Raw genomic sequence first — 12,707 nt, forward strand, 5'->3', positions numbered from 1 at the left:
TCCCATCCAATCCAAGCTAGTTGAAGCGTCGAAGCCGGTGATCACGTCTCTCATCCAGTGAGAGCGGAGCTTATCCTCGAAAAGCAGGAGAATGCGCAGGCGGCAACAGCCACATGCGCTGCCCTGGGAAGCAGATGTGGCACCTTACGTCGTGGCTTCCAACTTCACATTTGTCACGATGAGGCCAGACGTAACAAGCAGCAGCATGCCGCCGGTTACGAACACACCGACGACACCTGCCAAGGCATAGATAACGCCGCCGCCCGTTTCAGTCTTATTGGGTGCGGCTTTGGCCATCCAAGTGGACCAAGCGACGGGAACTGCTCCGTACGCGAGGCCCCAAACAGCGGTGAGCGACGCTAGGGTCATCATGGCGCCTGTCAGGCCAGTCAATGCGAGTACAATAGCAGCAATGACTAGCGGCATGAGTGACAGCGTTGCTGAAGAATAGGTGGAATGGTTCGGAAGCCCCATATAGTGCCCAGCAGACGCAACAAGTATGATCGATCCGCCGCCTTGCATCAGTGGCAGCATCTTCTGCGTCAGAAACAGAGGATCCTTCGCCATCAGAAGGAAGGTGCGGTCATAGTGATCCTCTGTGATTTCGAGGAGCGGCACCTGCTCGGTAAACCGGGCGCTGGCCACCACATTGACCTTGCCCTTCGACTTTCGGACGATGTCAGTAACCCGGTCCAGGGCCTCGAGTTTGCCTGCATCCGCCTGGATCGCGGTAACGTTGCTCCCAATAACTTTTCAGCCTCGTCGAGAGCGTCCTGGCGGCGGCCAAAGATGAAGACATAGGCGCCCTCCTTGACGAAGCGTTCAGCTATTGCCAGTCCGATGCCACTGCTTCCACCGCTGATGACTGCAATTTTGCCGGCTAGTCTAGTCATGATGGGGCTGCGGCGTGATCCGCGGGAAACAGACCCATAAATGAGCGGCACTCCGCAGGTGTTCGCCAGCGCGGCTGAGAACATCATCTAGCCGACGCCCGGCGGCCCGCTAATCAAGACCCCAGCATCGACATCTCGCCAACGGATCAGACCAGACTTATAGTCCGCCAAGTCCCAAGCAAGCTCGTATCCCCATTAAGGGCGGGTCGGAAACCATGCATCTCGTCGAGAGTGCGCCCGACCGTCTCCGCTATCCGTGGCTCGGGTTCTACAATCAGCTTCGAAAATTGTTGACGTCGAAAGCGCTCCAAAGCCTGGAGGGCACCGCGCCGATCTTGAAACGCGGAGTGAAGTCGTTCCCATGGTTGATGTACCAGAAGGTCAACGAGCTTCTCGTCCACTGGAAGGCCTTCCCGCAAAAGCGCCGCCTGTGCGTGCCTTCTCGAGCGGGTGCCGATTTCGACCACCCCATCCGAGAAAAGCGCCTCGTCGTCGGTCAACTGATACTTCGGGGTTGACAAGAAAATTCCCGACTGGCCCCTAGCCGACGGGTTTGGAGCCTGCGTCAGCGACATTTCGCTTAAAGGTGAGCTTTATGGCGCCAGTGCCTCCAACGCTGGTACCACTACCGAGTAGCCCCACTCTCCCTTCGGCAGTGATTTCGACCGATAGTTCAATCTGCTCCAGGTGAACAGCAGGTGCCGCCCTATCGAAAGCATACTCGACGACCTCGGCCAAATTGGCGAATTGCTCCCGCAATGTATCACCACTGACTTTCACCATCCTCGACCCGGCGGATATTACGCCCGAACCAAACCCCCCGCCGATATCATCTCCGCTTCTTGCGTCGGCATTCAGGTGGGACGACGAGGTAATCACATATATCTCTTTCGTCATGCTAGATGTCCTCTAGTTCACAAACAACACGGAATCCGACACGCCCTTCCCATCCGGTTGAGTCTTGGGCCATCCGATCTCGCGACGCAGAGCGGCAGAGCGCGGGATTGTGAGACCAGGCGCCGCCTCTCAAGGCACGCAGGTTATCACCGTCCTCTGTGTCGAAGGCGCTTCCGTCGCTTGGCAACCAATCGAGCCGTGGGGACCACCTATCCAGACAATGCTCCCAGACGTTGCCGTGCATATCGAAAAGACCAAATCCGTTCGGAGGGTAGGATGCGACGGGCGTAGGTTTGCCGCGAAACACGCCCGGTGGTCCACCTGCATAGGTACCGGAAGGGTATTCGATGCCGTCATATGTGGTCGATGCAATTTCTCTTTCGAAACTTGTACCGCAGACCGCGCCTCCGTCACCACAATAATTGGCAAGTGTATCGGTGAGCGTCGGCCCGAAATGAAAGGCAGTCGTCGTTCCTGCACGGCAGGCGTATTCCCACTCCGCCTCGCTGGGCAATCGGTATCGACGCCTCGAGATGTTGCTTAGGCGAGCACAGAACTCTGTCGCCTCCTGCCAGGAAACGGTTTCCACTGGTTGGTCGCCGCCTTTGAAGGAGGAGGGATCAGGTGACAGTGGCCAGTTTAAAGTCTCCGGATGACCATCATAGACGGAAAGCCATTGCTGTTGCGTCACGACCGTTCTGCTCATCGCGAACGGGGCAATACGTAACGGCTGCATTCGACGGCTTTCGGCGGACTTGGCAGGCCACTCACCGACAGCAGCTCCCATCTGGAACTCCCCGCCGGGCAACAGACTCATTTCAAATGTCGTCTGGTCGTCAATATTTTCGGCAAAGTATCGAATTCTTTGGCGAAAGGTGGGAAGCGGCTTTCCCTCCGCGTTTACCGTTTTGACATCAACATAGGTGCTCATGGCGTTAATGGGAGGAGCTTTCCCAGCCCAATTCCGGGTTCTCCACTGAACCACTCCGGCAGCCACACCGGCCACCGCAATGGATCCGATTCCGAGGCCCGTCAGCACCTGTCGTCGGCTGGGACCCAGGGCGGGTTCGGCAAACTTGTTGGTCGGATCAAGCTGGCGCGTGCGCGGTGAGGTCGCGGGGTCGTGAACGTTGCTCCGCTCGCCGACGTCATCTTCATCTATTCGCTGGAGCTTTGCCGCAATTCGCCTGATGGACGACTGCGCCAACGCGTCGCCGGGATCGACCGTCAGAACGCGCCACCATAGCTGATCGGCAAGAGCGAGATCGGCACTCTCTTCCGCCTGGTAGGCCTCCAGCTTCAGTGGTTCAAGATCGTCGACCACAGCGACCGAAGGCAGAAGTATAAACTTCCGCTTCGAAAGCGGCTCCGCGAAGGTGCAGGGAGTTTGTACGGGCTTTCCATAAAGGCGGCATATCTCGGGTACACGCGTCTGCAGGTAGCTGTCCAATCGCTCAACGGTAGCGCAGTTGTGTTCGCCCCTCAGTTCCAGTGCCTCCAGCAGCCCGTATGTAAACGCGCCGTGGCCAAGTTCCGGAATTTCATAGGAGAACTCGGATGCTGAGCATGAGCTCAACGTAACGGTACCCTTGAGTTTTTCCAGGCCGGCTCCCTGTCCATCGCGCGCGCCCTCATTTCGGCAGGCGTCGAGCAACATGACAACGTTGCCAGCACCGCTTCGGCGCAGCCGCTCCACAACATATCGGACGGGAATTCCCGTCTCGTCGACGTTTCCTGGATCGACGTCCATGGGGAGCAGATAGTCCTGTTCGCCCGAACGTTTTCCATGACCCGCGAAGAAGAACCAAAGATTGTCACTCGGTCTCAGAAAGGGCTGGTCAAAGCGTACGCGTAGGAAGCGTCTCAAATTAATGAACGTAGGGGTGGCCTGAAGTGAATGACCAAAGTCAGCCTCTATCGGCTCCGCGCCCTCGCCAAATAGGTATATGTTATTAAACTTGGCGGATCTCCTGAAATAGCCGGCAACTGCCTCAGCGTCCTGCTTCGCGAAGCCGAGGGACTTTATGTTGTCATATCTGTTGATCCCGACGCAGATTGCCCAGTTTTCACTCATCTGGATCACAGGTCCTGAAAACCTAGTTTCTCATCGGTGCCGACCCATCATTCATGGGAGCGCTACCGGGTCCCATCGGCGACTGGCTTGACGAAGACCTCGTAGATGACGAACTGTTGGTGTTCCCACCCGAATTGCGGCCCTGACCCTGCTGGAAAGCGGCGCTGCCGGGCTTGTCTGTGCAACCTGTGCCACTCCTCGATCCGCTCTTCGGAGCCTTGCATTTCACAAGCTGGAACATGGCAGCATCGGCCGTCGGTTTAACCGGTTGACCGCCTGGTGCCGGTGCAGCAGTTGCTGAAACTATTCCAATGGCCATAAGCACGCCGGCGGTGAAAGCACTACTTACTATCACATCCATAATACCCTCCTGTGGCAACGGTAATTTAGTGTATTCTCACATACCAAGAGTTGCTAGCAAAAAAACTATGAACGTAACCTCGTCGTGCATTGATCCCACGACGAGCAGCTTGCAAGGCAAGTATAGGTCGGCAGTGAGGAATACAGGCGGCAGCAACACCGAACGAAGAGCGTTGACAATGGATGTTGCGGAAGCAGCCACACGATGTTGCGAGGCGGGCTCGGACAATCATGGGCCTGATATTTGACGTCACCCAGACGGAAGGCCGACGAAGGGTCACGCTTGTGTGCAGGTTCCATCAGTTATTGCTTCAATCCGGATTTCTTGTTGGACCGCACGCGTCCCGCAACTGCCTTAAGGAGCTTGGATCCAATCGACACGGGAGAACCGCGTTTTCAATGTATCTACGGCGTTACGTTTACGGACTTTCTCACTCCTGCTTTTGTGAAGAACGGTGCGAGGTTGCGTGGGTTATATGTCTCTTGGGAGCGCGTCGCTGAATTGTCGTCCGCTGAGACGTTGGATTGCCGCCCATACCGCTCAACGAGACTGGCATGGAGATATTCGTTTATTGTCGCTACAGGCGCTCCGGCCCCGTTGCGTGGACGATACAGGGTTTCGTAGAAATCGACGTGAATCGGTGTTTCGCAGACCTGCCTGATGGTTGGCGTTAATCGGTCCTTTCCCGACCAGCTCGTGCGAGAATCGTGACGAGGCGAGATTGTGTCGAGGCCTTGCGGCAGCGTGCTCCAGTCTATGACAAGGCCACACTTTTCTGCCATCCTGGCCATCCAGATCAGCGGGATATCCGCGAGTGCCCGATCCTTGTATCCGCCGCCGACATCAGCGTGAGCGCCCGCAAACCAGACCTGCTGTATGTCGGTATCTGGCGGTTGGATGCCAGTCCATAAAGTGGGCACAAACTCGTCTCTGAATTCATCGACCGCCAAGGCGTGATAGGCATTTTTCACAATTTTTGAGGGGCTTGTATTGTGGAAGCCGTATTCTTTGTCGTTTAAAAAGCTTAAGAGGTGGCTCGGCACCCCTAGCGCGCCGACTGTGTCCCAGACACCCATAAACTGAATTGTTACCCGCACGTGTGCTTCGGTCGATGCGACACGAACAAAGTCCTCTGGACTTCGCACATCTTTATCCCTGTAATACCGCCAGGCCTTGTCGAGGTCCGCCAGCGTCTGGCGCTTCAGCAATCCACATGAACCTATCAGTCCTGCAAGACTCCGCGCCGTAAACGCTCCCCTGGAGAAGCCGAACAGATAGATCTCGTCACCGGGCAGATAGTTCTGAGCAAGGAACATGTAGCCGGACTTGATATTTTCATCTATCCCCAGACCGGTTGCCCCTTCCACAATCCTCTGGATCTGAAGTCCCGCCGCGCCTATGCCACGAAGGTATAAAACTATCTGTGGAATTCCCCTTGTATTCTTGGTTGCATGGATCGACCGCGCGATATGCGCGACGTTGGTTTCCGCTCCGCCGCTGTCGGCGCTGTTCCAGGTTCCATCGAAACAGATGATGAGCCTTTTCTTCATAGCAATTAGCCTCTCATGAAAGGACGTGTCTCAATGTGGTTACAGGGCTTGCAAACGCAGCCAGTCTCTCTGCACTTGGTTGCGCTCGGTTTGCGACGGGCATGGTTCGCCATTGTGGTAGACCCACCTTGCGAAAAGGCTTCAGAAGCGCTTGTCTGCCCATGCGTGACAGTTGAAAACTCTACTTAAATACTTCATCGCCAGGCATGACCGCTGTCATGAAGCGATACGAATGGTTGGCAACGTATCTGGGATCGCTCTTGATCATCGACATGAATTTCCGGTGACCTTCTTTGGTCCGTCCGACCAGGCACCCGGCACTGGTTCGACCTAGGTCATCTTTGGGTGCGTCGTACCCCCAGTGTTGGTTGATTGCGAACAGACCGGTATCGACCTCGTCCCCAGTTCGCCGGAAGTCCATGTTAAGATCTCTGCAAACGGTAATCGGCTCGACCTGAACTAGCGCCTCATGAGCCGAGGGGGAGTTTGCGTGATGGGTTCCAACAACCCAGGCCTTGTACTGGTTGAAGGCGATGCGGGCCGCGCCTTTCCGGTTCATTGGCTGAACCGTCCAATAGCGACCTGGTTCGGTCGTGCCATCCCATGTCGAGGCTTGGAAGTCCAATCTCCCTCCCGCATCGAGTGAAAAGACAACGCGAAGGTCATTGAACTTATTCGGCGCGTCATCATTGAGCGTGCCATCTGGGTTCACTCCTTCGAGATAGACGATGTTCTTGCAGTCGGGGTGTTGGCTGATGAAGTAGCCTCTGCTCCGCATGTATCGGATTACCTTGTCAAACCATGCTCCGCTCGCTGCGACGTCTGGCAGGAACGCGGTCGGGGCTGCTAGTCGCTGCGCAATCTCCACATTAAAGCCGTCCTGTAGGGAGACGCCATTCAGATCGCAAAATTCACTGAGCGCCCACGAAGATACCGGCCCGAACATCCCGTCTGCCGGGGGGTCGAGATATCCCAGTTCGTTGAGTCTCCACTGAACCGCTTTTGCGAGCGCTTCATTCCCGCTCAGTTCAGCGACGAGAACAGGGGGGCCATTGTATTGGGAGAGCGCCCTTGTGCCTTCTCCGCCTGAAACCGGTCCGCTGGCTGCAGATTTTCTGAACTTCGATGGCTGGATGTTCTTCGCAAGGTAGTCATTCAGCCAATTCCTGTATGCCTTCGTTGAATTGCCTGCGGCTGCGTCGACATAAGCCTGTGCTTTGCTCTGGCCAACCTGTTTGGCAAGATCACTGAAGGTATAGGCCTTTGTTCCCTTCAGGAACGCCTGCGCGCCTCCCAATCCTTCGTGGTGGGCAAGGTAAATGAACGCCGCCTTCTCATCGTCACCGATTTCTTCGTTCACCAGACCAGAATCAACAAGAGCCTTGAGATTGGACGCTCCGTATTCTGCAGCCGCGATGATGGAAAGTTCGGGGTCGAACCTGAGCGAAAGCAGCGTCTCTTCCATCCCCGGCACAATTCGATTGCCGGGCGCAATGCAGCCAGCGATCCGTGCGTGCTCGTTCAGATAGGTGAGTTTCTTCGTTGCCTCCCCAAGCCAGGTCGCGGCGAGGAACTGGGTTAGGCCGGCGGCGCTGCTGGTGGAAGCCGTCGAGTTCCTGTCCCACTCGCCGTTTGGAAGCTTGGCTGCTTCTGCATTAATCAATGCGGCGAGTGCTGCAGCAGCGATGTCCGTACGCTTCTCCGCGGTCAACAGATGCGGACGATATGTCTCATTTGGACCAAGGACGAGTTCGCTATAGGTCGTGTCGATAGCCTGATCATCAGCCGAGGCTCTTTCCTCCGATGCGCCTGATGAGGCGGAATCTATCCATCCGCTTACAACGCTTCCATCCGCCAATCGTATGTCGACTTTCTGCCAGGGTGGAAGCTGCAAGCGAACACTGACGATCGAACCCGAAATGACCGAAGGCTTACCCGCCGGTTCATCGAACAGCTGGATCTCATGCCCGGAGTCCTCTTTAAGTGCATCGGAATGCACCCAACCAAGGACTTGCTTTCCCTTATCGCCGGCAAAAGCGACCTTCATCCATGGCTTGACTTCGCGTAGGCTCGACACAGCATCGCCGATTTTGAGTCTGGCGACCTCCGGTGACGTATCGTCCGGATCTGGTCGAAGCGAGGTTGCTGCAATCAGAACATAGTCCACTAATACATCCTCCCAACATATCAAACTATGGAGACGGTCGGCTGGCATGCGTACGCAAAGGGCATTGAAGCAAGCGCTTGGATTGTCGATACGGCCGTTACGGCACCGATCCGGATTGGAGCGAGGACCCGACAATTACTGCGTCCGGTATTTTGGAAAGGCCGTCGGAAGCGGTTATCGTCGGCTTGATCATTCTGGACTCCAAGCTCCTCCCGTAGACGATCAGTCCGCCGACGCAGACTATGATGAAAAGGAGAACCTGATTGAGCAGATAGACGGGTTGGGCCAGATATCCTGGGCTTATTATCAGCGTGAAGGCGTTCAACGCGATCGGGCCTACACTCAAGATCAAATACAAGGTTTTTTCGTTGCGAGGCAGCTTCAGACTGATAATGTCAGTGAGGATGCACAGTCCCACGGAATAGACGCCAATGCTCACGGCAACCCCTATATTCGTCAGCATCGTGTGGAGCAGGTCGGATGCACCGGTCTCGAACATCACAAACTTGTAGTAGGCAACGTACTGCAGCATGAGCGCGGGAAATGCCGCGACGCTTGAGGCCAGCAGAATGCCGCCGTAGGACGAGATAGGCATCCCTTGAAAATCATAGAATGTCAGCCATTCTTGATTTCGAAGCTTGGCGGATCGTAGGAACAGTGCTGTCGCGGCACCAAACCAAAATGCGAGTGTCAGGCAGACCGCATCAAGCCCGGCCTTTAGAAAACCGGTCCGTACGACTACGTCTATTGTACTTCTGCCACCATCGACGTGGATTAGATCAAGAAACGCAGAGTTTTCCGTCGCAATCCTGTAGATACCAATTGCCAACGCAGAGACCACGACAACCAGTACACTCGACATCAAAAGGCTATTGTACCACGGTTCCTTGGTCGTTCCGTCCGATCTGATCAACTGCGCAAATGCGCGCAGGACCGGGTCCTTGAACCGCCCGTCGCGTTCGGCAATGCCACCGGTTGTCAGCATTGCTGCATCGACTGGTCTTTCCAATTCGCGCAACGTCCTCCTATCGTTACGTGCGATGATCGCGAACAGAGCCATCAGCCGTTTGGCCGCTGTATCGCACTCCTTGGTCAGTTTGCTCCAGGAGTCGCGCATGTGTTTCAACTGCTCGACGTCCTTCGGAGTGAGCGAGTTCGCATGGTTGCGATTTGAGCCGGAGAGAAAATTCTCGGCGGGCGTTCTCAGGCGCTCAAGGCTTTCCGGATCATCGATTTTGCGACGGATATCGACTCCAACCGTCGCTGTTACCGCTGACACGAAGTCGGTGTTTTCAGATGATCGGATCAATTCTGCGAGCTGTTCACTAAGCAATTCGTAGCGCGGGCGCAGAAGATCGATGACGTCCCGGTATTTCTGATATTCAGATTGGGACCACAATTCTTTCCGATCCAGAGTCCACTCACCGAACAACCTCAGTGAGGCACACTTGCGCGCTTTGCGGACGGCTTCATCCTGATCAAAGCCGGTGATAATCAGGAGGTTTCTCACGGTCCAGAATAGCTCACCCTCCGGCGCGTACTCCCCTACATTGCTGACGATTGCCTCAATGTCCTGGGTCGATAGGGCAGTGACTCGATTGTAAAAGTCATCCGGAATTTGCGCCATGTTGTGAGCGAAGCGTCGAAGAGATTGCTCAATCTGTACAACGACAGGCGTCGCGGGCAATACGCCGACAACCAGCAGAGCTGCAGCGAGTGGCCATGTCGTTCCCTCGAAAACGATCTTGTTCGTCTTGTCCAGCAACACATCCGTAAGTGGCTGAAACATGCAAAGGATCAGGTAGAAGAACTCCAGAAGGAAAACATAGAAGACGTACGAACGATAATAGACGTCCTGACCCACCATCGTCGACAGGCTGAGCATCTTCGTGAAATCATACTCTTCATCCTTTGGAGGAGAGATCAGCTCGCCCAGTCGTTTGCCTGCGTAGAGGGCAATGACGACCGCACCGAAGATGAAAGAAAAAGCAAACGAATCCCGTCCGAACAACTCAGCGACCTTCGGAATCTCTGCAGCTACCTCGCCGGCCATTCTAGCACCGGACTTGTGCTGTCGGATTGCACCCGGCGGCTTGCGCTATTTGGAGTGGGGTTGTCACGAATACCAGCGCTACCGCGATCAGCATCCCTATAATCATACGCATTACTTGTATCCTCACTTTAGGGGAAGCTAATACATTAGCACAGAACCATGCCGTGTAAATACATGCAACCACGAGTTATTTCCCCTGAGTGGTCTTCCGTCCCTATTATACTTCGTCTGAGTGGTTGCTGGTGCAGTCAGTACGCGCACTGGAAGTCTAAACAGCAGGCAGCATCATGCTGCGTCGCATTGACATGCCGGGCCTGATCGAAAATGTCTGCTGGCCCAATAGCACGCACGGGTACTACGGCCTTTTCAACGATGGATGCCAGCCTGGTTTTGAAAGGCACGGCCAAGAATACCCTCGATCGCCCGCCCGCTGATTGGCCAGACCATTTTCGAACACTCGTCGAATTGAAGAGCTATCAAGCACTTTGCCCTTCGTCCTGCATGCAAGCGGCGCAGGCCTAGCATCGACGGGATGCTCAACAAAAGTGCGGACCAACCCTAGCCCTTCGCCCGCTTGCTCGGCCTACAAGGTGCAGGTGAGGAATTAGGGCGCGCGGCTGATGACCGGGAACGTGGCAAGATGAACCGACGACATGCCTAGCTTGCCACGAGCAGCATTACGTGTTGCGCGCAAGGGAAGATCAGTGTTTTGTAGGATTGGCTTCAGGCGGTATCGGTAGTTCTCGGCGTTGGGCTACCAGCAACGCTTCATTGAGCGCTTGCGTGATGAGAAAATGAAGCCCTGCCGCGGCCCGCTCCTTGTCGGCTATGTCGCGAAGCGCACGCAACGTATTTATCAGGTTTGCAATCTCGCTCATTCGCGTCTCCAACAGGATAGAAACATGCGTTGAGGTCGGTCGTCAATCAATGGCCGAAAATATTGCTGGGAGGCACTGTATCATAGGTCTGCGATTCCGGTTCCCGCAATGCAACATATGAGACGGCGCACGGCACGAAGCCATCGCTCAGTTATCTAACTGGGTTCCTATCCGGACGCCGATGCCCCGCAGCGTTGCAGCGCCTTTTCAGCATCCGATTGTCAAACTTAAATGCCGAATTAGTCATATTCACCTATCCTGATATGCCGATAAGGAATGGAGGATTAAATGCCGATGCTTGATATCCTATGGACGCATTCTGTTATCGTGCGACTGCAGAATGGCACCGAAAAATCATTCGCTAGCATCCACGACACGATCGATTTTCTCGAGAACGAGTGGCCCACGCAACGAGGGGATTACTATGATGCAGCGCTGGTGAGTTGTCGGCACGCACTCGCCCGCCAGACACCACCAGCGGTAAGCCGGGAGTTGTTCTCCTCCGCGTGCTTGGAAGCCGGCTTCGTCATTAGAGGTGGCATCTTTCCAAAGTCGCTGGGCTACAAGCCTATGCAGCCCACATCGGACCACTTGAAGATCTAGGAGGCGGGGGAGGAGGGCGGGCGCTGCACACCCGGCCCCGCGCTCCAGGGACGGCATCAACGGTTGCCGAGATCTTTCAAAGATGACTGTCGTGATTCGGGGCTTTGGCAACGTGGGCTATCACGCTGCCAAGTTTCTCAGCGAGGAGGACGGCGCAAAGATCATTTGCGTTGTCGAACGCGACGGATACGTGTTGGACCGTTCGGGCCTGGATATCGAGGCGCTAAAGCAACATCATCTGGAGCACGGCTCAATCCTCGGGTTTGCCGGCGCGAAGAGCCATACCGACGGTTCCGAGGGCCTTACGACGCCCTGCGATATTCTCATTCCCGCGGCGATGGAAAGCGTCATCACGAGAAAGAACGCTCATCTCATCAGAGCATCTCTGATCGCGGAGGCTGCCAACGGCCCGATCTCTTTCGAAGCGGAAGACATCCTGTATTCCAAGGCACAGTCATCCTCCCGGACTTGTTCGTGAATGCAGGTGGCGTGATCGTCAGTTATTTCGAGTGGGTCAAGAACATCACCCACATTCCCTTCGGGCTCATGGAACGCAGGAGGCGCGAACGTCGCAACCTGAACATCGCAAGTGCTCTGGAGACGATGACGGGCCAGGACTTTCCGCCGTCAATGCGCAACGAATTCCTGGAGGGGGGCAGCGAGATCGATCTCGTGCGATCTGGATTGGAAGATGTGATGAGGGCCGCCTACGAACAGATTTCCGCAACCCTTGCCGCACGTGCTGACACCAAGGATTTCCGCACCGCATCCTATTGCATTGCGCTGAACCGGATTGCCGAAGCGTACAAAGCGATTGGTATTTGAACCTGGTCCGACTGGAATGCGAAGCTTTCGCCGTCAAGGCAGTGGCACGACTTGCGATTTTGGCAGGCCTGCCGATCTGGCAGGCCAAATTTCTGCGAGTTATGTTTTCTCGCTATACCCAAAGTATCAGAGAATGCGCGGGAAATTGGCATGTTGGAATCCGGCCACTTATCGGAGAAAATTCGTCCTCGGGCAGTACTACTCCAAGAGGTCGTGGCCGCGATTACGGAGATGATGGTGCTTACGCGATATGGCCCATACTCAAAAGTTCCATAATCTATGTTATGCGACACCAATCTGTAGGGGGGTGGGTTCAAGGATGAAGTGCGACTTGCGAATGATACCAATGGGTTGTCACTCGCAAGGAAGCTGCAATGAACCGCACCTATTCCCATATCGACATGGA

The 12,707-nt window shown here is 55.3% G+C and carries 8 protein-coding genes and 2 pseudogenes; 3 read left to right on the plus strand and 7 right to left on the minus strand.

Annotated features, from left to right (window positions below):
* Window positions 1-144: 144 nt before the first annotated feature.
* Window positions 145-980, minus strand: a pseudogene (locus QTL95_RS24560) (SDR family NAD(P)-dependent oxidoreductase).
* 128 nt (window positions 981-1,108) lie between these two features.
* Here QTL95_RS24560 and QTL95_RS24565 point away from each other — a divergent pair.
* Window positions 1,109-1,411 carry a hypothetical protein gene (locus QTL95_RS24565; protein WP_289722520.1) on the plus strand — a complete coding sequence of 101 codons (303 nt, stop codon included), beginning with the start codon at window positions 1,109-1,111 and terminating at the stop codon, window positions 1,409-1,411.
* Between the two features lie 22 nt (window positions 1,412-1,433).
* Here QTL95_RS24565 and QTL95_RS24570 read toward each other — a convergent pair whose 3' ends face one another.
* The 6 genes from QTL95_RS24570 to QTL95_RS24595 form a co-directional block, all read right to left on the minus strand.
* Complete coding sequence (locus tag QTL95_RS24570; RefSeq protein ID WP_289722521.1) at window positions 1,434-1,790, minus strand: Pepco domain-containing protein; 357 nt, start codon at window positions 1,788-1,790, stop codon at window positions 1,434-1,436.
* Between the two features lies 1 nt (window position 1,791).
* On the minus strand, window positions 1,792-3,864 hold the full coding sequence (locus tag QTL95_RS24575; protein ID WP_289722522.1) for an SUMF1/EgtB/PvdO family nonheme iron enzyme: 2,073 nt from the start codon (window positions 3,862-3,864) through the stop codon (window positions 1,792-1,794).
* Between the two features lie 765 nt (window positions 3,865-4,629).
* The gene (locus tag QTL95_RS24580) at window positions 4,630-5,775 is read right to left on the minus strand and encodes a DUF2235 domain-containing protein (protein ID WP_289722523.1); all 1,146 of its coding nucleotides are present in this window, start codon (window positions 5,773-5,775) and stop codon (window positions 4,630-4,632) included.
* Window positions 5,776-5,956: 181 nt separating this feature from the next.
* The gene (locus QTL95_RS24585) at window positions 5,957-7,942 is read right to left on the minus strand and encodes a peptidoglycan-binding domain-containing protein (protein WP_289722524.1); all 1,986 of its coding nucleotides are present in this window, start codon (window positions 7,940-7,942) and stop codon (window positions 5,957-5,959) included.
* Between the two features lie 97 nt (window positions 7,943-8,039).
* Complete coding sequence (locus tag QTL95_RS24590; RefSeq protein ID WP_289722525.1) at window positions 8,040-9,995, minus strand: hypothetical protein; 1,956 nt, start codon at window positions 9,993-9,995, stop codon at window positions 8,040-8,042.
* Window positions 9,996-10,696: 701 nt separating this feature from the next.
* A complete protein-coding gene (locus tag QTL95_RS24595) occupies window positions 10,697-10,873 on the minus strand; it encodes a hypothetical protein (protein WP_289722526.1) in 177 nt (58 codons plus the stop codon).
* Window positions 10,874-11,167: 294 nt separating this feature from the next.
* On the opposite strand from QTL95_RS24595, the gene QTL95_RS24600 reads away from it, so the two are divergent.
* On the plus strand, window positions 11,168-11,476 hold the full coding sequence (locus tag QTL95_RS24600) for a DUF982 domain-containing protein (protein WP_289722533.1): 309 nt from the start codon (window positions 11,168-11,170) through the stop codon (window positions 11,474-11,476).
* Between the two features lie 52 nt (window positions 11,477-11,528).
* Window positions 11,529-12,301: pseudogene (locus QTL95_RS24605) on the plus strand (Glu/Leu/Phe/Val family dehydrogenase); the annotation flags it as partial.
* Window positions 12,302-12,707: the final 406 nt, after the last annotated feature.

The organism is Rhizobium sp. S152 (assembly GCF_030380735.1).
In the GTDB taxonomy this organism is placed as follows: Bacteria; Pseudomonadota; Alphaproteobacteria; order Rhizobiales; family Rhizobiaceae; genus Rhizobium.